This window comes from Microbulbifer mixtoriginis (SeqCode), assembly GCF_052468275.1.
Window position 1 is genome coordinate 1,322,279 of the sequence record NZ_CP174341.1, and the last position, 21,200, is coordinate 1,343,478.

Consider the following 21,200-nt stretch of genomic DNA (forward strand, 5'->3'; position numbering starts at 1 on the left):
TCTAAAACATTTTTAATAAAATTACGGTGTTTATGCACTGCAAGGAGCCTCACACAGGTGGGGCTCTTTCTCCGGAATTGAATGGCTTTCCATGAAAAAACTGCATTTTATTATTGCGATCATGCTCGCCGCTGCGCTACTCGTTAGCTGTGGTCACGATGTGGATTCTGTTTTACGCATTAAAAAGGCCTTGCCGCAACGGGTAATTCCCTTGGGTGCGATAGACGCAGAACAGATTCTGCCAATACGGGTTGGGGTTGAGCAATATTTATTGCTTGCCAGCGAGCGTCGCGGTTTGCTTGTAATAAATTCCTACGGAGAAATACTCGCCTCCCAAGAGGGAAGGGTGGAACGCCTAGCCGTACAAGCTCTGCCTAATGAAACTTTACTGGTGGCCTCCTACGATGAGAGCCTGGCGCAAATAAATTTACATGAAATACGCTATAGTGATGCTTCAAATAACGTAAATTTTAGGCTACTGGGTAGCCAGAAAATGCCAACGCTACAGAGTGCCCTGTGCTTTTCCCAACAAGAACAGCGCACTCATTTGTTTAGCATTGGTGAAGATGGAATAGGTCGTGAATATTTATTATTCCCAGCCCAACAACAGTGGCAGATGCAAGAAGTACGTCCACTCTATTTTGGTGAGCAAGTTAATGCTTGCGCAGTAAGCCCACGCTCCCAACGCCTGCTAGTATCTCAACCACCCATTGGAATCCTGAGCTTAAATACAAACGCGGAAAAGGATGAGCAGCGTAAATTATTCCTCAGTGCTCAATGGCTTGGTGAAGACTTCGGCAATCTATGGTTTGATGCTCGTAGTGAAAGTCTGTGGCTGAGTGCAGGTGATCAGATACATCGCTACCGACTGCCTTTTTCCTCAGAGGAGCCAGAGTGGCACATTCATATTAACGAGAACCACTCGGCAGTCTCCCCAGTATTCTTAAATGGTCAGCTCTGGGCCCTGGATGTTGGTCGGGATCAGCTGTTGGTTTTTGATGATGTGGAAAGTGATTACTTAGAAACTGAGTCTATAGGATTTGATCCCGAGAGCGGTGATTCTATCGTCAGTGTATTTGCTCGCAATCAGACGGACCCGGTAGAGTCATTTGGTGATGCTGCCGATGATCCTGCTATCTGGGCCAATAAATCCCAGCCACAGAATAGCCTGATTTTGGCAACGGACAAAAAAAGTGGCCTGAATATTTACAATTTATCGGGAAAGCTGCTCGAACATTTTCCCGTGGGACGTGTGAACAATGTGGATATCCGCAGTATTGAACATCCTCATTATAGTGCATTAGCGGCAGCATCTAATCGCTCGACCGCCGGGGTGAACCTCTTTGCCATCACGGCTGAAGGGCATGTCGAGCACCTGGGGCTACGCGCTATAAATTTGCAAGATCCTTATGGCCTATGTTTGCAGAAAACCGATAATCAACTTTTTGCTTGGGTATCGGATAAAGATGCTGCCTTGCACCAGTTTGAAATTGATATTGGCGAGAATCCCACAGAATTTTCGTTAAAAAAGCATACAGAAGTAGTCGTAAATAGCCAGGTTGAAGGCTGTGTCGTCGATGATAAGTGGCAGAGGCTCTTTTTTGCCGAGGAGGATCGGGGGATTTGGTCACTGGGCCTTAAAAAGCAACAGAATAGTGAATACCAGGCTAAATTGGTTGCTGAAGTTGATGGTCAGACCCTGGTGGATGATGTGGAAGGGCTTGCCCTCTACCTAACAGAGGATAGTGGTTACCTGATCGCCTCTAGCCAGGGTAATGACAGTTATGCGTTATTCACACGTGATGGTAATGACTTTGTTGGTCATTTTAGGGTAACAATGAATATACGCTCAAGTATCGATGGAAGTTCTGAAACCGACGGTCTGGATGTTACCAGCCTGAACCTGGGACCGGAATATCCAATGGGTTTGCTTGTTGTCCAAGATGGCAGGAATCGTCTGCCCACTGCCAAGCAGAATTTCAAATTGATTGATTGGTATACGGTGAGTGAGGCATTGGGTTTGTCGGTCTTTGTTAAAAATTAACCATTTATATTTTTTATGACAAAAACCTGATGAAATTTTCTATAGAGTTACTATGAAAAATATCGAGGTTTATATTTGTTATAAACTAGAGATACATAATAAAAAATTGTTGCTGATTTTTCTTGCTCCAAGATATGATCTAGCGTTGTTGGTTATAGTGAATTCAATTAAAATTTCTACCTGAGTCAAAAAAATCAAAGTTTGATGAAAGGTAAAATCTAGGCAATCTCTGAATAATTTCGCGATTCCTTTAGCCTTCAGAGTATTTCATAATAAAAATGCTGCTTTGCAGGAATACCTAGAACTTCCAAGAAGTTGCAATACAGAGTGTAAATCGCTCTGAAAGCCCAGAAGGGCAGGCCCTGCAGGCCATATCTGATACGTTCCAGCTCTTGTAATAGGGATATTCGCGGCCTGCTGCGGCTAACCTCTGTAACCCTAAAGGGCCGTGGGATTATTTCGGAATTATTTTGAGGTTTCGCAGTATCTCCAATAATGATTTTTGACTTATTAATGGATTAATTGTTGGGGCAGGTTTTGTATAGGTGATATATTTGCTTATTAACCAGCTCTTTAAAATCCCAGCTACTAACTGCCCCTACTACTTTAAAGCTTAAATTCAGGAATATATTCAGCTGCAATTTTGTCTACAAACTGGATTGGCAATCCGCCAATTAAATTTGTAAGAACAACTATAGATAGCTTATCCTCCGGATAGTGAATCATGGTTGCCGCATTTCCACCGCTCGCGCTAACTGCACGGTGATGTTTCCGATCGATAACTTGCCATCCAATAGCATAACCATTCTCTACATGATTAAACCCAGCAGTTTGGCCATTCTTTAAAGTGATCGGTGTCCAAAGAGAATGGAGGTTTTTGAGCAGCTTTTTAGACTGCAAGGCAATAAGATATTGCGCAATTTCTGTTGCTGTTGAATTCATGCCAGCTGCACTTTGTAATATGTAAGGGAATTCAACGTAGTTATTTTTGTGCTGGCCCTTATCGGAATCGTAGAGATATTGCCTTGCATGATTGTTAATAGGACGCGTCATGTGTTCAAAGCCGGCATCAGCTGTTAATTTCATATTGGCGATTTTAAGCTGATTATCGGTAATGAATTTTGGGAAGCCACCTTGTACGTATTTATCGATTATTTTGCCGATAATAACATAACCCGTCTGATTATAACTAAACTGTGTATTTACTTCAGATTTTAAAGGTAATTCTTTTACTTTGTTCCATGCAGCATCTGGGTTGCCACGAACAACCAAGTCAGCAAGATAACCACTGAAAATATTGGGCAGCCCAGAAGTGTGTGCCATTAAATGTTTTATCTTTATTGACTTCCAGTTGACAGGTAAGTCAGTAAGGTGTTTGCTAATCTCATCATCTAAGGAAAGGCGTCCTTGCTCTGCGAGCTGTAGCAATGCAACACCCGTAAACGCCTTAGTCATTGAGTTAATTGGAAATACAGTGTTGGATCTAACCGGCACATTGTCTTGTAAATTAGATAATCCATAATTTCCCAGTCTGATTATTTCACCGTTTTTAACGATGGCCAATTGGAGACCAGGGATTTGGCGCTTATCCATGATACTTTTGATAAGATTATCCACAGAGTCTGCATATGCTGGAAAGCTGAAGGATATCATAACAACAGCTAGAATTGTTAAGCGTAGTCTAGTTAGTAATCGAAGCGTATAATTCATAAACAATATATCCTTATTGTTTTCCAATCTTGGGGGAGCTTTATAGCTGAATTGTCTTTTTTATAAAGAATATGATCAACGTTATAGCAAGACTGTTATCTTGCCATAGATTCTTGAAAGAAGGATGTTTTACTATAGAAATGTAATTATTTGTAATTTCTATTTTTCATGGATATTTATGCAGTCAATGTATTTATAGGCTAAATTATTGCTGCTCAAATATACTCAAAATAAATACACACTTCTTTATGGCGAATATCTAAGGTAGCAAGTATTTATATATATTAAATATCCGTTAATCACTTTAAGTTAAGAGCAGTTAAATTTCCGGTTCCTGTTGGGTTGTACAATGTATACCTCCACCACCGGCTGCTATGCCATCAATATTGATTTGTATAATATCGCGATTAGGAAATGCTCTTTGTAATTTTCGCTTGGCTGAGGCATCTGCATAGTGATCGCCGAACTCAGGTGCTATGACCGCGCCATTGCAAACATAGAAGTTAATATATCCAGCGGCGAAATCCCTGTTGTCAAACCGCTCTCGAACTATTGAAGGTGCCTCTAATACAATAACTTCTAGTTCGCGGCCACTGGCATCCGTTACAGAGCGTAGAATCTCAAGATGCCGCTTTGTTACGGCGTGATCGAAAGAGTTGGGATCGGGATCATAGCCGGCAACAACTACACCTGGGTGCACGAAACGGGCATAAAAATCTGTATGTCCGTCAGTGATATCCATATCTTTAATGCCAGGTAACCAGATAATTTTCTCTAGACCAAGAAGCTGCTTTAATTCCCGTTCGCATTGTTGCTTACTAACACCTGGATTACGGTTATCGTTGAGCACACAACTCTCGGTTATGATCGCGGTACCATACCCATCAACCTCTATCCCGCCGCCTTCGAGTATCAGGTTAGTTTGGATACTGGGCACACCGGCCGACTGAGCCGTGAATGCAGCAACTTCTGCATCATTATCAAAATCCTGCTTTTCTCCCCAACCATTGAAGTTGAAGTCAATAGCCGCTTTATCACCGTTTTCATTTACAATAAAAACGGGGCCTGTATCACGTATCCACAAGTCATCTAGAGGGCAAACAACTAGTTCGATCTTATCTCCCATTAGTCGCCGGGCAAGTGGGAGATCTGCTTGTCGAACCAGCATTGAAACTGGCTCGTACTCCGCAATCGTCAGTGCAATTGTTGCCAAATTCTGCTGGACTTCCCTAAGGAGTTTCCGTCCCCAAATTTTGCGGCTTGCACCAAAGGCCATCCAAGTACGCAGGTGAGGCTCACCCTCATCTGGCATGTACCAAGTACTTTTACTATTCATTACTGCAAATGACTCCTTGGTGCCACTCAGTAGAGAGGCTGCAGTAAAAGCACCTAGAACCTTAACGAAATTACGGCGATTGGTCATAAAGTGACCTCCCTTTCTTGACACAAATGATGCTACTGAAGATGATAAGTTGTTTAAAAGGATATCAGGTTAACTAACCCATAGCAGTAACCCATGTATATTTGCCTCTTTTATGGCTACCAATAATTCACAATAAGTATAAAGTTCACAATCATCATAAAAAAGTGATTCATTGCTTCTTAAAATACGTAATTCAGAGTCATATGTGTTTGAAAGTGTTGGCCAGTAACGTTTTTTATCAAGTAACTCAATATCTAATGGAATAAATGCCTATGAATACTCGATTATCTTAGTTCTTATTTCACCTAATGTCGGTTTTAATATATCATATAGTTTACCTAAGCTATTCCATGAGCAACCATGTGAGCAGTAAAGCTCTTGCTGAGTATCATTAAATGACAGATTTAATTTCTACTCTAATGCTTTTTTGCAACAGATGCCAAAACTATTATTGTGAATTAATGTTGAAGTTCATGTCCAAGGGTCAAACATATCATTCTTTTTTTTGTAATACTTAAAATTGGTCATTTTATTGTTAGTTTTTTTCTGTAGGCATGAAAAATATACTTTTTAAATTGCCAATTTATTCACGGAGGATTTTCAAAGCCTTAGGATCCAGATAGGGTAAGCTTTAAACATAGAGTGTTGTTTATGGCTTAAGTAGCAGGCTTGCTGGCATCTTTGAATTGTTATCTTATTCTTGTCTGGTAGAGGGCGCTTAGATGAAAGTTGTTTTTTATCCTCTCAATTTATTTAAGCTTTTCTTTAAGGTTGCATACGGCGATCTTTCCGAGATCTAAATAACTTCCTGATGGTCAAAATCAGTTAATAAGTCTGACATTATTTGATACAGTCGCATACACTTTTTTCGTCATGATATTATGTGGTGTCTGAAGCTGGAATAATCATTATCACAATGTCACTTTCACTTATTAACTAGGCCGAGCCCTCTCAGTTCCACTTAAACTGCCAGGAACTTAGGGGGCTTGGTGTTGAAATTTTATGCTCGGATGAGTATCGTTAGGGGGTGACGGCTATAATTACAGCTAACCATATAATATATATTTACCATCCACTAACACTATGTTTTTCGCCTACTTTGGCGATCATTCGTATCTGTTGTTTTCCACCTTCAGATCTTTTGAATACTAAAGAGCTAACAGAAACTTCATAGGATTGCTCTCCAGTCATCTTTTCTATAACTTCAGTTAAAGATTTTTCGAGATCTTCTGCAGAAATACAAATTAAGTCTTTATTTCTATCTAAATCCATTGTCTACCTCTATTCTCACCAGTTGTTACAATCAATTTCTATCGTAAATTCAATAGCACCATCATCAGAGCATCCCCCTGATGCGTATTCGAATAGACTTATGTAAATTGAGTGAAACTTAGAATCTGTAATTTTCTCTAAGTTTTGCCTTAACTCTGCTTCTAATCTTCCTGGTGAGAGGGACTTTAGTTTTTTAGGATTTTCTTCCATAAATAAATCCATTTAACGGGAAAAGGTCATAAAATATTTAGCTCAATCATTACTGGTGTAAATTTCACCAGTCGGTATACCCTACAATAATATGTCCTCATTGTGTATGTGTTCAATTCAAAATTACAATTTATTTTGTTTTTTTGTATTTTATCTCAATGTGATAGTTTTTAAGTCTAAGTTTTCGTGTCCATCTTTGAGTTGTGTATGCATACCTCTTGGCAATCCCTCGACCTTGATCTCAATACCGGACTCCGGGAATTTACCCTTTGCATACATTTCTATAAATCTGTTTGCCAACTTATGCCCATCATGAAGATGTTTTTCTGGCCAACCCACCAGGCTAATGTCGGGCATTCAAAATATTCGCATCCCCCTTGGATGTAACTAAATTCCATCTTTCTCCGGAGATTACATTAGAAAAGCATGTTTTTGTAAAGAAGGTCTCCGTGGTTCAAAAAAAGTATCTGACCACTGATCAGGCGTTTAGAGCCTAGCGTTTTGAAAGTCTATTACAGCCCCCCCTTTGTTCTGTAATGACTTTAATAATACCAATGGTGTTTTTGAGGTACTTAAGTGATTGTACGTCCTTAAACTCACCTGGCACTATGGCCATACTGTTAGTTTGTATTGTTTTTTGATATAACTCCGGTGATTACGTTTTTAGTAGTTGCCCATTGTTTCTGGCAGTAACCAAATTTTAGGTTATGACTCTGGTGTGCCATTGTTTCATATCCTTTATCATCGCCTTGTAAGTTTTATCATTAGTTTTGATTGTGCTGCGACATTCCATATTGAATAAAACAATTTTCTTTTTATTTGTAGCTACTTTGCCTGTGTCGATGTCTACTTCCAGGATGGCACTTTCTAGTTGCGAAATGTCAATACTGTCTTTTTTGCTTTGATACTTATACCAAGATTTAATCTGCTTGGCTATATGTAGATCTATGGCGCCAGAAATAGAATGATGAGCTTCGCCCGAAAGAATATTTACAAAGATAGTGCCATCTGGTAAGTCGGACATCATTTCTAGGTCATTGCTCATGCGCCAGCCGAAAAACATTTTACAAACTATATCTGCATAATGATTTAATCGCTTCCTACGCATTTTTTTAATCCAATATTCATTGCTGGTATTTTTTGTCACTCCGTATTTTGTAATGTAAGTGACATTTCATGCCAGCTAAGCCCGCCATGATCAGAATCCGATTTTCCAAGGTGTATAAAGCCGTATTTGGCATACATGCCAACAAGTTCAGCCTGACATATAAGGTAAATTTTTATTTTCCCTATATCCCGCATGGACTCAATAAATTTCTCCATTAACGTACTTGCCATGCCTTTCCCTTGATATTTAGGGTGAACTACCACAGACATGATGATAATGTTCTTCCCACTCGGATCATGGCCTATTAATTCTTTGAAGTTTTCATCGGATAGTTCAACCTTATGGGTTGCTCCTGAATTAATAAAACCAATAATTTCCTCACTGTTTTCTATAACGAGAAAACCATCAGGGTAGGTCTTAATTCGCTTTAAAATTTTTTCTCTAGTTGCGGCCTCGTTACCGGTATAGGATACAGACTCAATCTCATAGCACCTATCCAGATCTAGCTCATTTGCAGTGCGAATGTTTACTTTAGACATTTTCGATTAATAGTCCTAAGAAAAAACATTTATATGGTGATTAACAGGACCTCTACCACCTTGATTTCTATTCCAAACGCATTTCTGCGCTAATGTCTCCCAAAAAACATAATAAATCAATCTGCCACTTCTAAATGGTTCCATGGTGCATACCAGAGGCTGATAGAGCAATAAATCTACAATTCTTTAAGTTTAAGAGGCGTTCTATCTTTTTGCGGAGGCTCGATAAAAAAAATGATCAAGGTGATCTAAATCTTTCAGTAGATTCGGTCATATTTTTTGAGAGTATGTGGGGAAATAGGAGTGTTGGAGGGGGAGGACGCTAAGGGTATTCCCTAGCGCCGGGTGAAGAAGATTTAAATACCTAACTCAGCCCTCAAGGCTGCCATTTTTTGCGCATTCTCTTCTTTGGAAAGCGGGGTGCCGGGGTTTTCTTCCAGCTTTAATTGTTCCGGGGCGCTGAGTTTTTCTCCTTCCAGTACGCGTGCACAAAGTTTGCGGTAGTGCTCTGCAAATACCGGGTAGGCGATGGATTCTGGGTTGTTGGAGAGAAAATACCAGTTGGATTCACGCCCAGCATGGTAAACCGCTGGGTGACTCCAATTGTGATTGGTTTTGGGGCTGGGCGCATTGCAGGCTTCGCGGTAGGCGGCGCGGGCTTCTGGTAGGCCGTTTTCGCCGGCGGCGCAGAGCTGCAGCATTTTGTGTACTGTGGGCAGGTATTCGCTCTGCAGTATCGCGCGCTTTGCGCCCTGCATAATATCCTGCGCTTCAAAAGCGGCCAGCGCTTCGAGCCACAGGCGTTTTGCGTGATGCAGGGTTTCGGTATCCGGAAATGCGGCACTGAACTGGTTATGGTAATTCAGTTTAAACAACGCGAATACTTCGTTAATCGCGCGTTTTTTTTCGTTCAGCAGTTCCTGATCTTGCGCATTACCAGTTTGTGTCTGTGAGTATGTCGCCGATTGAGCGGTCGCGGGTGCGCTGGTTTGCGCTGTTGTGGGCGTCTTGTGGATTGCCATAAGAGTTTCCTATTGCCAACTTGTTGCGCTCTGCCCATTGATGGCGAGCGTGACGCACAAATACGGCGTCCCAGCTTTTGCGCGCGGCGTTTTGGCCGCGCCAGTAAATAATAAATTCCGGCACCAGTGATAGGGCGAAGTCACGCTCTATCTCGCACTGGTTCACCAGGTGGCTCAGGCAGTCGCCGCCGGGCTGCCAGTTGCGCGCTATGGGTTTGGCTACCGGGTTTTTCTCAATACCCTGGCAGTAGTAGGCCCATTCCTCGCGAGCGTACTCAATAAACAGCTCGCCCCAGCGCGCGCTGTGGCCACCGCGCTCTGTCCACTTGTAAATAAATTCCGGCAGCAGTTCGGCGGCAAAGCGCGGGTTGATCGCCAGGCGCTGTAGCTGTTCCCAGGTATGTTCACTGGGTTGCCAGTCGCGCGTCATGGCAGTGGGTTTGCGCTTTTCAATAAATGGAGTTTCCTGTTTCTCCCAGTCTTCCATGATCCAGTCATTGAATTCCAGATCCCAGGAAATGGATTGCTTGCCGCTGGAACGGTGGTAGTCGAGGAAGCGCTGTAGGCCGCGGCTGACAAATGTACTGGGTACCCCCTCGTCGGCCAGTTTGCGCAGGGTGTCGTTGTTCGGTTGCCAGTTATCCGGCAGGGCCTGCTTGCGTTGGGCAGTAGCGCGAAAGGCTTCCCATTTGCTCTTTACCTGGCGCAGGAACAGTGAGCCAAAGGAGTGGCGTGGCTCGGCCCGTTCGCGCCAGTAGGTGACAAACTCCGGTAACTGCTCCCGCACAAAGTGTTCCGGGATGCCGAGCTGGCTGATGCGCGCCATAGTTTCGGCATCTGGCTGCCAGCTGGGGGCAATGGTGTTGGCACTGCGATTGGCTGGTGCCGGGGCGCGGCTCGGTTCCGGGGTTTGAGCCAGGGCTGTAGGGCGGCGGTGTTCACTGGGCAGGGTGAACTTGAGGACTTCACTGCTACCGAAAGGAGCTGCGCCCAGCATCAGGGCGCCCTGATTGCGCAGGCTGGTGGCTACCCGCTGGATATCTGCTGCCTGCCAGAACGGCAGAAGCAGATAGAGTTGCTCGCCGGTGGCGGTAAACCAGTCCCGCCCAGCGTAGGGCTCTGCGGGCAGGAAAGGTATCAGGTCGCCCAGGGCGGTGAGCAATACCGCTTCCTCCAGGCCAACAGTTGAGGCCAGAGTCGGGGAGATACTCAGGGGTCTTTCGGGGAGCAGGGGGTGTTTCATGGCGCGATAATAACACTCCGGCGTGGGGCTTGCGCGGCCTTTACAGTGGCTCTTTAAGGCCTGCTTTTGCCAGAGCAAGGCGCGCCAGTCCAGCCGCTAAGCTGAATAATGGCGGCCCGGAAATAGAGCAGGGTAAATTGTGGCTGTAACCCGTTGCCTTACCCCTGGGGTAAGGTTGTAACTTTGTCGCCAGAAACGGTATTGAGGGAGAGCATTATGGCGAGAGAACAGCAAGCAGCGCAGACACTATTCCGCCTCAGTGGCGTGAGCTGTGCCGGCTGTGTGAATAAGATTGAAAGCGCCGTGCAGGGTGTTGCGGGGGTGCAGGATGCCCGCATAAACCTGGCCGATAAAACCCTTAAGGTGCAGGGCGCGGCGGCGCCGCAAAGTTGTATCGAGGCGGTGCGCCAGGCGGGTTATGACGCCGAGGTGGCCAAGAGTAGCGAGCGCCAGCGGCGCGAAGAGCAGCGTGCCCAGGAAGAGCGCCACTATCACCAGTTACTGTGGCGCTCCGCTATCGCCCTGGGTGTGGGCCTGCCGTTGATGGCCTGGGGCCTGATCACCGATAAAATGTCCGTCAACAGCTTCGCAGATCAGCTGGCTTGGGGCGCCATGGGGCTTATTACCCTGGCGATTCTGGTGTTCTGTGGTGGTCAATTTTTCAGCGGGGCCTGGAAAGCGCTACGCCACCACAGCGCCACTATGGATACCCTGGTGGCCCTGGGTACCGGCACGGCCTGGCTTTTTTCCATGTTGGTGGTGCTGGTGCCCCACCTGCTGCCGGAAGCGGCGCGCCATGTGTACTTTGAGGCCAGCGCCATGATTATCGGCCTGATCAGCCTGGGCCAGGCACTGGAAGTGCGCGCTCGCGGGCGTACCAGTGCGGCGGTGGAGAAACTGCTGGAGCTGCAGGATACCTCGGCGCGGGTTCTGCGCGACGGTAAAGAAGTGGATCTGCCGATTGAGCAGGTTCAGGCCGGTGACCAGTTGCGCGTGCGCCCCGGAGAAAAGATCCCGGTGGATGGCGTGGTGCTGGAGGGCGGTAGCCTGGTGGATGAATCCATGCTCACCGGCGAGCCAGTACCGGTGAAGAAGGGCGAGGGGGACAATCTGGCTGCTGGCACCCTGAACAAGAACGGCAGCTTGCTGTTCCGGGCGGAAAAAGTGGGGGCGGACACCCGCCTGGCACAAATTATTGAGATGGTCAAAAACGCCCAGGGCTCACGGGTGCCCATTGCGCGCCTGGCAGACAAAATCTCGGCCATTTTTGTGCCGGTGGTGATGATCATCGCTGTGGTGGCGGCACTGGTCTGGTTCAACCTGGGACCGGATCCGCGCGCCGCCCATATGCTGGTGGTTCTTACCTCGGTGCTGATTATTGCCTGCCCCTGCGCCCTGGGGCTGGCTACGCCCATGTCGGTGATGGTGGGCGTGGGTAAGGGTGCGGAGTACGGTGTGCTGGTGCGCAACGGCAAGGCGTTGCAGCAGTCCTGCAATCTGGATGTGCTGGTTGTGGATAAGACCGGCACGCTCACCGAGGGCTCACCACGCCTCACCGATATCGAGAGCGAAGGCGATAGCGATGAGTTACTGCGTTTGCTGGCGAGCCTGGAGCAGGGTTCGGAGCATCCGCTGGCTGAGGCGGTTGTGACTGCGGCCCATGAGAAAAAGCTTGATCTACAAAAGCCCAGTGATTTCGAAGCCATTACCGCACATGGGGTGATGGGGGTTATTTCTGGTAAAAAGGTACTGCTCGGTAACAGTAAGTTAATGCAGCGGGAAAATATTCCCCTGGGTGACTGGAAGGCCCGCGCCAATAATCTGGCGGAGGCAGGGCGTACGGTGATGTATGCGGCAGTGGATGGTGTACTGCAGGGAGTTATCGCTGTGGCTGATCCAATTCGGGATGATGCCGCAGCGGCCATAGCCCGTTTGCGTAAGTTGGGCCTGCGCCTGGAGATGCTGACTGGTGATAACCAAGCCAGTGCCGAGGCCGTTGCCCGCCATCTTAAAATCGATAAAGTGCACGCTGAGTTGTTGCCGGAAGACAAAGAGCGCATAGTGGCGCAACTGCAGAAAGACGGTGCGCGTGTGGGCATGGTGGGAGATGGTATCAATGATGCCCCAGCACTGGCTCGCGCCGATGTGGGCTTTGCTATCGGCGCCGGTACCGATGTCGCTATCGAAAGTGCCGATGTCACCCTGATGCGATCCTCCCTACATGGAGTCGCCAATGCGGTGGAATTATCGCGGGCGACTCTCGGCAATATCAAACAGAACCTTTTTGGAGCCTTTATTTATAACACCCTAGGTATACCCATCGCCGCAGGGGTGCTATTTCCGCTCACTGGCATGTTGCTGAGCCCGATCGTGGCCGGTGCCGCTATGGCACTCTCCTCGCTTACCGTGGTGAGCAATGCCAACCGTCTACGCTTCTTTAAGCCCTCGGAGGTGCACTAATGATTGCGACCCTGGTAAATACCATCGGAGTACTGCTAATTATTGCCATCATCTGGTGGTTCTGGCTGGGCCCGAGGCGCGGTGCGGCAAAGACAGTGGCGGTCAGTGAACAACTGCAAATAGTGGTCAAAGATGGCGTATATGAGCCGGATCATATTCGCCTGCCTTCGGGTCATGCCGCCACCCTGCATTTTTTACGGGAAGATCCCAGCCCCTGCTCCGAGTGGGTGATTTTCCCCGATCTCGAAATCAGTGCTGAGCTAGCGCTCAATAAAGAAACCACGGTAGAAATCCCTGCGGCCAAACCGGGAAAATACCCCTTTAGCTGCCAGATGCAGATGTATCGTGGGACGCTTACCTTGGAATAAAGTGAACTCAACCGGAAGAGGTCAGTTTATTTTCTGCGAACAAGTCAATTAAGGTGTAATTTTTTCCAATCAGGACCGACAACATTAATAGGCCTTCAGGCACTTCCTTCACAGCTAACCCGACTTAGAACACTTAATGGGTCAAAGAAGCATAGGGAAGTGCCCGGAGGAGACAGAGGGGAGGCCACTAGGTTTTCCAGAAGTGCTATTTACGATTTGGTCCCTAAATAATGAACACCTTTTTGCAAAAAACTTCTAGGGCCCTGCTGGGCCTTTCATTCACATTGATTGCTGCTGCCTTGTTTCTTGGCCAGAATGGGGGCCTGGCCTCCATTTTCGGATTTTATGGCGTTAATAGTGAGGCGGGCTTGCACATCGTAAGAATTGCCGTAGCACTTCTCTTTGCGGTAGCTGCGGTTTTAGCCCTGCTATCACTGTTAAAACCACAATATATTCGCCCCCTGGCACTCTTGATTATATGTATGTCCTTGGTCCCTTTGTTAAGTCTCTTCGGAAGTGCGCATTGGATCGATAGCCTCGGTGGGTTTCCAGCTATTGGCTCCGGGCAGGGCGTGATCAAGTACTTTGCCCTCACCGCGATTGGTCTGACACTGTTGAGCTGCAGTGCCTGTCAGTCAATGCGCTATATCTGGCTGAACTATTTACCTGTGGGGTTGGTTCTGTTGTGGATTGGCGGAATGAAGTTCACTGCAATAGAAGCCCAGAGTATTGAGGGCCTGGTGAGTAGTTCACCCTTGATGGCATGGCTCTATAATTTCTTTAATATACAACAGGCCTCCAATCTGATTGGCATTTATGACTTGATCGCTATGATCATTCTGGCTTTGGGGTTAGTCATCCGGCCCCTGTTTTGGCCGGGGATACTGCTCTGTGGTGCGGTGTTCGTAACAACTCAGACTTTTCTATTCAGCTATCCCGGAAGCTGGCAAAGCCCAGGAGTTTTGGCCTCTAGTGGCATATTTATTATTAAAGATCTTTGGTTTATCGCCAATCTGCTAATAATGATCGATATCCGTAAGCACCTAAGTCACTCAGTTACCGGTAAGTAACAGGGTTGCGTCTAATCTTAGATATTGAGGCGTAAAGAGTAGTATTTTTTATTTTGGAGCATAAATCACTACTTTGGCTGTTGGGCCTTGAGGGTTTCATTTCCTTCTGCCCCTGCCTCTCAGTAGACCTTTTATGGCGGCATAACATATGGATGATTTAATCTTTTTGCCCTTTAGCCAGTTTTTAGAAGACTCGTCTACTGAGTGAATATGTCTAGGTAACACAGGGATGTGTAGCTTTATGACTACTAAATAAAAATGAGGTGTTTATTGGTCTTCTAGTCTTGATTATTTTTTTAAGAATAATTCCTAATTTTTAGTCATGTATTCAGAGAGATTTTCTTGCTGTCTAGGTAGTTACTTCCCGTTGCCTATCTGTCTAGATCTTTCTAAATATTTATATGCGGTTTTTATTTTTCTTTTATCAGGACAGTAAGCTTAAATAGAAATTCCCTTAAATGAATAATTTATTTCTTTCTCAAAATGGCAGTATGGCTTTTGGTGACAAATTTTCACTGTGTTTGCATAATTGCGAAATTATTTGGAACCGTATCTAAAGGTCAAAGTCCATTAACCTGACAATAACGCCTCACAAGTATTTTTTAAATAAAGCGATGTTTACTTGGTCGGGCAAAAATAAGGAAGTAAATAAACCCAGGAAGGAAATCGCACATGCATAAATAATGGCTGTTGATATGACTTTACTAATGAAAAAAGCAGTTTCGTCACTGAAGAAACCTGCATTAAACAAAACTCTATTGGCGATGATTCTGGTGGGGGTCAGCTCTAATACAATTGGCCATGGCTACGTAGAAGAATATGGTGGAGGTGTGGCATCTGCGCGGGGTACTTTATGTAAATACCCTCTAGCCTCTACAGGTCAAAAAAACATAAATTGTGGAGCCGTTCAATGGGAGCCGCAAAGTGTTGAAGGGCCCGAAGGGTTTCCAGAGAGTGGCCCTGCTGATGGCATGATCGCTAGTGCCGGTAGTAATGTATGGTCACCATTAAATGAACAAACTGCTGACCGCTGGCTGAAAACTCCCATAACTGCTGGTAAACAAACTTTTAAGTGGCACTTTACCGCGAATCACGTAGCTCGTGACTGGAAATATTATATTACCAAACCGGATTGGAACCCCAATCAACCATTATCCCGAGCTTCATTTGATTTAAATCCATTCTGTACTATTGATGGAAATAATCAAAAGCCACCCATTGATATGCATCACGAATGCATGGTTCCTGAGCGAGATGGGTACCAAGTTATCCTTGCTGTGTGGGATGTGGCTGATACAGCCGCGGCCTTTTACAATGTTATCGACGTAGAATTTGATGGCGATGGCATACCCGAATCAGAATGGAATCAAGGTGGAACAATTAATCCAACACAAAACTTAAAAGTTGGCGATAAAGTTTCCACACGTGTTTATAGTAGCAGTAATGAAGAGCCAGTTTATGCAACAGTGCTGGAAATTGCTACTGATGAGCAGGGTATGGCTAATAACTGGGCACATGACCTTGCAACCAAAATAAATCAAGAACAGACCAGTATTCGCGCAGGCCAGTTTAATGGCGAAGATCAATTTAGCCCTGTCTTTGGCTCAAACCCAATATATTTACAGGATGGCAGCGGTTTAGAGCGTGTTGAAATTCATTATGAAATCAATAGTCCAACACCAGATTATGATTTAAATGTGTCAGGACTTGAGGATATGTACACAATATCTGATGATCCACTCTCACTACAGCTTGCTCTCACCGCAAAAGGAAATATCAGGGCTGAGCTAAAAGTCTTGAACCATGCTCGTGAAACACTGGCTAATTATGAAGTCAATATGAGTGACGGTCAGAGATTAGATAGGACTTTGACACTTTCAAAGTCTGAACCTGGCCATCATATGCTCGTTATTGTGACAAAAGATATTGATGGCAATTTGATTGATCAAACTACACAAGATTTCCACTTGATGGAAGACGAAACTTCTCCACCGCCAGCAGGTGACTACGACTTTGTTTTCCCCGAAGGTCTAAAATCCTATACGGCAGGAACTAAAGTAATGGGCAGTGATGGGAATATTTATCAATGTAAGCCCTTCCCTAATTCTGGCTACTGTGTCCAGTGGAGCAGAAGTGCAAACCAGTATGAACCTGGCAGAGGTAGCTACTGGCAGATGGCCTGGGAAAAATTATAAATCCAACTAACCAAAGAAGGCCCCACTAGGGGCCTTTTTGTATTTTACGATGTGCATTACTTACGTTGAGCTACTCCAATAGGGCACTGGCTCTATTTAGTATGTGATTTGCAGTTTTCTATGGGTTTCGTGAATTTCTTTAAAGCTGGGAATTCTAGGAGGTTTGGATAAGTAATTGTAGGCTGCTCGCATATGGCCAGCACAACGCCTAGCCGGTAAATTCCCAATGCCAGTGCCCAAGCCTGGGCAAACTATGGAGTTTATCTTCTTCGTGGGGCCTGACTTATTGAATAGTTTTACTGAGTTTAAAATGGCCCTGAAAGCATAGTAGGCATTCATGGTATTTGATATGTCCTCAGGAATACGCATAGTGGGGGCAGAAATCATGTAAGGCCAGTTGGCATTCGAGGTTGAAATCACTACTGCTGATCCAATGGGCAGTTCACCATGAAAATCAGATTTAATTCGCTCTTGTAACTGATCTTCCACCTCAAACCCTAATTCATTTCTAATCGGCAGGTCGAGGCCTCCATCCATAATTCCAAAACTGTTTGCTGGGCTTACCATAGCATCGGCAGGTTTTGAGAAATAATCACCCTCAATAATTTCAAAAATCTCAATATCACTAAAAACCTGGTGCCAGGCTTCAGCTAGCTCTTTTGATTTGTCGATTAAATATATCTTGTCAGGGAGCATTGTCTTTTACTTATAGTTATATTTGGTGGGGTAGGCACTTTATATCTTTGTGCTCATCAAGCACTCAATATGTCCCGTATGATTATCTACTTGCTCTTTTAGTGAGTGAAAGCCTTGAGATAGGTAAAACTGATAGCTATTAACATTCTCTTTGTAAACCGTTAGGTTTAACGGGTTTCTCTGTGATTTTGCGTGTGCTATAAGCCGTTTCCCAATGCCCTGGCCTTGGAATTCTGGGTCCACAAAAAGCGCGGCTAAAGTATTGTCAGCTAGAGAGTAAAAACCGGATATTTTTGAGTGTATTTCATAGATATAGGTTTCTGAACTCGGTATATAGATGTCGCGCATAATATCTATTTGAGACTCCCAGAAGTCAGCTGCGATAAAATTATGCGCCCTAATGGAGGCTTTTAGCCAAATATTTAAGATGGGCTCTATGTCGTTTGGGTTGTAGCTTCTAATCATTGTCAGTATATATCCTGAGCCGTTAAACCTAGGCTCAATAGCCTAAGGGAAGATTAATACGATATTGACATGCCTGATTCATTTTTGCAGTTGAGTTTCCTGGGGAATCCTGATTGCTATTTAGAGCTTCCAATCAGAGTATTAAACCTGATAATGACTCAAAAACATCTCCGCAGTACGCTCAGCTAGTGCGGCTTGTTCGGTTGAGCTAGGCGGGCCGGAGAGTTGTAACATCTGTGGCCAAAAACAGCTTCCCTTAATTAAGTTGTGTATCTGCCCGCTGGCGATTTCTGGGTCCAGTGGCTTCAGTCGGCCATCGGCTGCGGCGGCTTTAATCCAGCGTTGTACGCCGGTTTCATGGGCTTTGTATTTTTCCATTTCCTGACGCAGGGCTTCCGGCTGGTGGAAGAAGTAGTCGAAGGCCATACGGTTTAGTTCAATATACTGCGGGTTACAGATAGTTTTAATTTCCAGCGCCAACAGCGTGTGCAGTTGAGCATAAAGGTCGCTATCCGGGTTATAGTCACAGCCTGGGGACTGGGTTGCCTGCTGCCAGAGCTCGCCAATCAAAAACATCACCAAGGCTTCCTTGCTGGCAAAGTGGTTATATACCGTGCGCTTGGACACCTGGGCGCGGGCTGCCAGCTCATCCATACTGGTTCCCTGAACGCCCAGCTCCTGAAAGGCCTGTTTAGCGGCATCAATAATGGCCTGGCGCTTAATTTCGCTTCTGGTCGGCTTCTTTTCACTCATGTGACTCTCGGTATCTCTGCTTGCGTCAGGAAAGCTACCTGGCGGGGGAATTAATCTAAGTGATTAATTTTACACTAACTGGTTTACTTTTTCTTCTATCGACAATAAACTGCACTGTATAGTTTACTTGGTGGCATCTATGAAGAAGCGCTGGTGGTTATTACTAGGAGTGATAGGTATGTCCGTTGGTCTATTTAATAGCTGTGCTACACAGCCGCAAAAGTTTCAAAACACGGAGACCGTTTATAAAGCGGGGCTGGGTAAGATGGTGGACATCATTGCAGCCTATGCCCGTGCTGACAGGGTGGCACCGGTACCTAGAGTACCTCTTCCCCTACAGACGATCACAAAGGAAGTACTCACAACTAATGAGGGTCAGCCAACGATCTATCGCCTGGGGCACTCATCCGTTTTGATCCATCTTGATGGGGAGTTTGTGCTTACTGACCCGGTATTCAGTGAGAGGGCTTCACCAGTACAGTGGATGGGGCCGAAACGTTTCCACCCGCTACCTTTGTCTCTGCAAGATTTGCCGGCGTTAAAAGCCGTAATAATCAGCCATGATCACTACGACCACCTGGATAAAACCAGCGTGCGCACCCTGGATAAGAAAGTTGAACGCTTTGTTGTCCCTACAGGGGTAGGCGATTACTTACGGGATTGGGGAGTCGCTTCAGGCAAGATTATCGAGCTGGCCTGGTGGCAGTCCTTTTCATTAGGCAGTCTGCAATTGACGGCCACTCCGGCGCAACACTTTTCCGGGCGCGGCCTTACTGATAGGGACAGAACCTTGTGGGCCAGCTGGGTAATTGCAGGACGCGAGACACGAATCTTCTTTAGCGGTGATAGTGGTTATTTCGGTGGCTTTCGGGAAATCGGGGAGCGTTTCGGGCCCTTTGATCTAACCCTGATAGAAACCGGTGCTTACAACGATCTGTGGAGTGAAGTCCATATGCTACCGGAGGAGAGTGTGCAGGCTCATTTGGATTTGCGTGGCCGTGCCATGGTTCCTATCCACAACAGTACTTTTGATCTTGCCCTGCACGATTGGTTTGAACCCCTAGAGCGCGCGTCAGTGGCCGCAGAAGCTCATGGGGCAACAGTTCTTACGCCTGTTATCGGTGCTCCGGTGAATGTGCGTACGCCCGCCCCGACACAGGCCTGGTGGAGGAAGTTTATAGCTGAAGGGCAGATCGATCTGGCTACTCAACCATAAATACGGTCTTGCCAATTCAGTTGAGTTTCTTTCAAGAGGGAAGTGCAGATGGATAAACAATTTGTATTCATAACCGGAGCTACGTGGGTTATGGGCAAGGGCTCTGACTGAGTACGGGCCGTAAAGGGTTTTTTGTCTACACACCTGCCCGATGTCGGGATTGAATGGGCGACCTAAAGGATCAAGATACTGCCCCCTTTAAAAATGGATCTCACTCGCGAATGGTTTGGCGATCGTATTTGCAACCGGATGCTTTTATCAATGTTGCGGTAAGAGAAACTCACAGGCCGATATTTTCCTAAATAAATAGGATTTGAGTTGTATTGGGATAGTAGTAAATGAAATCAAAGACTGTATTAGTTACGGGAGCTTCTTCGGGAATCGGCGAAGCATTTGCGTATGAATGTGCTAAAAGAGGTGCAAACCTAATTTTGGTGGCTCGATCTGAAGACTCCTTATCGAATATCGCAACAAAAATTAATGAATCATACCCAGTAGATACAAGCTTTATTCCTATGGATTTAAGCGTGGAAGGATCTGCGCAAAAGCTCTTTGATAAAACTAAAGAGATGGGTATTGAAGTTGACATTCTCATTAATAACGCAGGTTTTGGCAAGTGGGGAAGCTTTGAAAGCTTCACTCTTGAAACCTATAGGGATATGTTGCAGCTGAATATTAACACCCTTACAGAGCTTTGTTACTTATATCTACCAGAGATGAGGCTTAAAAAAACAGGCGGTATCATTAATGTTGCCTCTGGAGCAGCCCTGATGCCGGTACCTTATGCTGGCGTCTACTCTGCATCCAAAAGTTACGTACTGAATTTTTCGGAAGCTCTGCACAATGAACTACAAGGAACAGGTGTAACAGTAACCTGCCTTTGCCCCGGTGGAACCAAGACAAACTTTGCTGAGGTGGCGAATAATCAAGTCAAGGTGGATGAGAGTATTTACGAAACTGCTGAGTACGTCGCTCAAATAGGGCTAAAAGCATTCTTCTCCAAAAAAAGTTATGTACTGTCAGGTAAGCAAAAATGGGCACTTGTTTTACTTTCTCGACTATTGAGCCGAGCGCAGCTGCTGCGTCTATCTGGGAAAGTATTTAAGCGTATTGTAAGTAATGAAAAGACATAAAATTTCACTATTTTACTAGAGCTGGATTATCCACTTGGCCTTGCTGTGGGCCTTATTGATAATCTGGAAGGGTTGTATTCCTGCTGACTCTGGTGCGTCAGAATACTGGGTTGCCGCTGAGTGGTATTTTTACGCTTCAGTTAGTAAAGGTTGCCTAAATTTCCGGGGTTAAAATGGTGATTCAATATTTTCTTGTAGCTGGTAACAGTAGTTTTGGGTATTGGATTTAGGCTATTTGAGAATCGGGTGTGTCGCCATATTCAACGCGTAGAG

18 protein-coding genes are annotated in these 21,200 nt (G+C 45.5%); 7 read left to right on the forward strand and 11 right to left on the reverse strand.

All coding sequences use genetic code 11. From position 1 onward, the window contains the following. Positions 1–91 precede the first annotated feature (91 nt). Positions 92–2,044, forward strand: a complete 1,953-nt coding sequence (locus tag ACJJIC_RS05780; protein ID WP_444910580.1) for a phytase — start codon at positions 92–94, stop codon at positions 2,042–2,044. A 606-nt stretch (positions 2,045–2,650) separates the two neighbouring features. Here ACJJIC_RS05780 and ACJJIC_RS05785 read toward each other — a convergent pair. From ACJJIC_RS05785 to ACJJIC_RS05820, 8 genes are all read right to left on the reverse strand, one after another. Further along, positions 2,651–3,661, reverse strand: coding sequence for a serine hydrolase domain-containing protein (locus ACJJIC_RS05785; protein ID WP_444910579.1), 1,011 nt, complete (start codon positions 3,659–3,661; stop codon positions 2,651–2,653). A 412-nt stretch (positions 3,662–4,073) separates the two neighbouring features. Beyond that, a complete protein-coding gene (locus tag ACJJIC_RS05790; protein ID WP_444910578.1) occupies positions 4,074–5,177 on the reverse strand; it encodes an agmatine deiminase family protein in 1,104 nt (367 codons plus the stop codon). Positions 5,178–6,242: 1,065 nt separating this feature from the next. After that, the gene (locus ACJJIC_RS05795) at positions 6,243–6,449 is read right to left on the reverse strand and encodes a hypothetical protein (protein WP_444887267.1); all 207 of its coding nucleotides are present in this window, start codon (positions 6,447–6,449) and stop codon (positions 6,243–6,245) included. A 15-nt stretch (positions 6,450–6,464) separates the two neighbouring features. Then, entirely contained in the window at positions 6,465–6,659 is a 195-nt protein-coding gene (locus ACJJIC_RS05800) for a hypothetical protein (RefSeq protein ID WP_444910577.1), read from the reverse strand. Between the two features lie 700 nt (positions 6,660–7,359). Further along, positions 7,360–7,767, reverse strand: coding sequence for a hypothetical protein (locus ACJJIC_RS05805; RefSeq protein WP_445356595.1), 408 nt, complete (start codon positions 7,765–7,767; stop codon positions 7,360–7,362). Between the two features lie 35 nt (positions 7,768–7,802). Beyond that, positions 7,803–8,306: a GNAT family N-acetyltransferase gene (locus ACJJIC_RS05810; RefSeq protein ID WP_445356596.1), complete on the reverse strand. Its 504-nt coding sequence runs from the start codon at positions 8,304–8,306 to the stop codon at positions 7,803–7,805. Positions 8,307–8,662: 356 nt separating this feature from the next. Next, positions 8,663–9,328, reverse strand: coding sequence for a replication protein P (locus ACJJIC_RS05815; RefSeq protein WP_444882843.1), 666 nt, complete (start codon positions 9,326–9,328; stop codon positions 8,663–8,665). Beyond that, on the reverse strand, positions 9,240–10,571 hold the full coding sequence (locus ACJJIC_RS05820) for a DnaT-like ssDNA-binding domain-containing protein (protein WP_444910574.1): 1,332 nt from the start codon (positions 10,569–10,571) through the stop codon (positions 9,240–9,242). Before ACJJIC_RS05820 ends, ACJJIC_RS05815 begins: the two co-directional genes overlap by 89 nt. 216 nt (positions 10,572–10,787) lie before the next feature. Between ACJJIC_RS05820 and ACJJIC_RS05825 the strand changes: the two genes are divergently transcribed. The 4 genes from ACJJIC_RS05825 (at position 10,788) to gbpA (ending at position 16,664) form a co-directional block, all read left to right on the forward strand. Continuing rightward, the gene (locus tag ACJJIC_RS05825; RefSeq protein ID WP_444910573.1) at positions 10,788–13,031 is read left to right on the forward strand and encodes a heavy metal translocating P-type ATPase; all 2,244 of its coding nucleotides are present in this window, start codon (positions 10,788–10,790) and stop codon (positions 13,029–13,031) included. Beyond that, the gene (locus tag ACJJIC_RS05830; protein WP_252083398.1) at positions 13,031–13,399 is read left to right on the forward strand and encodes a cupredoxin domain-containing protein; all 369 of its coding nucleotides are present in this window, start codon (positions 13,031–13,033) and stop codon (positions 13,397–13,399) included. Before ACJJIC_RS05825 ends, ACJJIC_RS05830 begins: the two co-directional genes overlap by 1 nt. A gap of 230 nt (positions 13,400–13,629) precedes the next feature. Further along, complete coding sequence (locus ACJJIC_RS05835; protein ID WP_445356597.1) at positions 13,630–14,469, forward strand: DUF417 family protein; 840 nt, start codon at positions 13,630–13,632, stop codon at positions 14,467–14,469. 683 nt (positions 14,470–15,152) lie between these two features. Continuing rightward, positions 15,153–16,664 (forward strand): N-acetylglucosamine-binding protein GbpA, encoded by a 1,512-nt coding sequence (gene gbpA / locus ACJJIC_RS05840; RefSeq protein WP_445356598.1) that lies wholly within the window; start codon positions 15,153–15,155, stop codon positions 16,662–16,664. 96 nt (positions 16,665–16,760) lie between these two features. On the opposite strand, the gene ACJJIC_RS05845 is transcribed toward gbpA, so the two are convergent. From ACJJIC_RS05845 to ACJJIC_RS05855, 3 genes are all read right to left on the reverse strand, one after another. Continuing rightward, complete coding sequence (locus ACJJIC_RS05845; RefSeq protein WP_445356599.1) at positions 16,761–17,360, reverse strand: macro domain-containing protein; 600 nt, start codon at positions 17,358–17,360, stop codon at positions 16,761–16,763. A 39-nt stretch (positions 17,361–17,399) separates the two neighbouring features. Next, positions 17,400–17,825: an N-acetyltransferase gene (locus tag ACJJIC_RS05850; protein ID WP_445356600.1), complete on the reverse strand. Its 426-nt coding sequence runs from the start codon at positions 17,823–17,825 to the stop codon at positions 17,400–17,402. 141 nt (positions 17,826–17,966) lie between these two features. Then, positions 17,967–18,578, reverse strand: coding sequence for a TetR/AcrR family transcriptional regulator (locus ACJJIC_RS05855; protein ID WP_444887253.1), 612 nt, complete (start codon positions 18,576–18,578; stop codon positions 17,967–17,969). 139 nt (positions 18,579–18,717) lie between these two features. On the opposite strand from ACJJIC_RS05855, the gene ACJJIC_RS05860 reads away from it, so the two are divergent. Beyond that, on the forward strand, positions 18,718–19,794 hold the full coding sequence (locus ACJJIC_RS05860; protein ID WP_445356601.1) for an MBL fold metallo-hydrolase: 1,077 nt from the start codon (positions 18,718–18,720) through the stop codon (positions 19,792–19,794). A gap of 338 nt (positions 19,795–20,132) precedes the next feature. Next, the gene (locus ACJJIC_RS05865; protein WP_444910568.1) at positions 20,133–20,927 is read left to right on the forward strand and encodes an SDR family NAD(P)-dependent oxidoreductase; all 795 of its coding nucleotides are present in this window, start codon (positions 20,133–20,135) and stop codon (positions 20,925–20,927) included. Positions 20,928–21,200 lie beyond the last annotated feature (273 nt).

Bases quoted from the DNA above. Each gene is read 5' to 3' on its own strand.
- ACJJIC_RS05780 (WP_444910580.1), top strand. From the start codon at position 92: ATGAAAAAACTGCATTTTATTATTGCGATCATGCTCGCCGCTGCGCTA.
- ACJJIC_RS05805 (WP_445356595.1), bottom strand. From the start codon at position 7,767: ATGCGTAGGAAGCGATTAAATCATTATGCAGATATAGTTTGTAAAATG.
- ACJJIC_RS05855 (WP_444887253.1), bottom strand. From the start codon at position 18,578: ATGAGTGAAAAGAAGCCGACCAGAAGCGAAATTAAGCGCCAGGCCATT.
- ACJJIC_RS05815 (WP_444882843.1), bottom strand. From the start codon at position 9,328: ATGGCAATCCACAAGACGCCCACAACAGCGCAAACCAGCGCACCCGCG.
- ACJJIC_RS05865 (WP_444910568.1), top strand. From the start codon at position 20,133: ATGAAATCAAAGACTGTATTAGTTACGGGAGCTTCTTCGGGAATCGGC.
- ACJJIC_RS05790 (WP_444910578.1), bottom strand. From the start codon at position 5,177: ATGACCAATCGCCGTAATTTCGTTAAGGTTCTAGGTGCTTTTACTGCA.
- ACJJIC_RS05810 (WP_445356596.1), bottom strand. From the start codon at position 8,306: ATGTCTAAAGTAAACATTCGCACTGCAAATGAGCTAGATCTGGATAGG.
- ACJJIC_RS05820 (WP_444910574.1), bottom strand. From the start codon at position 10,571: ATGAAACACCCCCTGCTCCCCGAAAGACCCCTGAGTATCTCCCCGACT.
- gbpA (WP_445356598.1), top strand. From the start codon at position 15,153: ATGGCTGTTGATATGACTTTACTAATGAAAAAAGCAGTTTCGTCACTG.
- ACJJIC_RS05830 (WP_252083398.1), top strand. From the start codon at position 13,031: ATGATTGCGACCCTGGTAAATACCATCGGAGTACTGCTAATTATTGCC.
- ACJJIC_RS05845 (WP_445356599.1), bottom strand. From the start codon at position 17,360: ATGCTCCCTGACAAGATATATTTAATCGACAAATCAAAAGAGCTAGCT.
- ACJJIC_RS05850 (WP_445356600.1), bottom strand. From the start codon at position 17,825: ATGATTAGAAGCTACAACCCAAACGACATAGAGCCCATCTTAAATATT.
- ACJJIC_RS05795 (WP_444887267.1), bottom strand. From the start codon at position 6,449: ATGGATTTAGATAGAAATAAAGACTTAATTTGTATTTCTGCAGAAGAT.
- ACJJIC_RS05800 (WP_444910577.1), bottom strand. From the start codon at position 6,659: ATGGAAGAAAATCCTAAAAAACTAAAGTCCCTCTCACCAGGAAGATTA.
- ACJJIC_RS05825 (WP_444910573.1), top strand. From the start codon at position 10,788: ATGGCGAGAGAACAGCAAGCAGCGCAGACACTATTCCGCCTCAGTGGC.
- ACJJIC_RS05835 (WP_445356597.1), top strand. From the start codon at position 13,630: ATGAACACCTTTTTGCAAAAAACTTCTAGGGCCCTGCTGGGCCTTTCA.
- ACJJIC_RS05860 (WP_445356601.1), top strand. From the start codon at position 18,718: ATGAAGAAGCGCTGGTGGTTATTACTAGGAGTGATAGGTATGTCCGTT.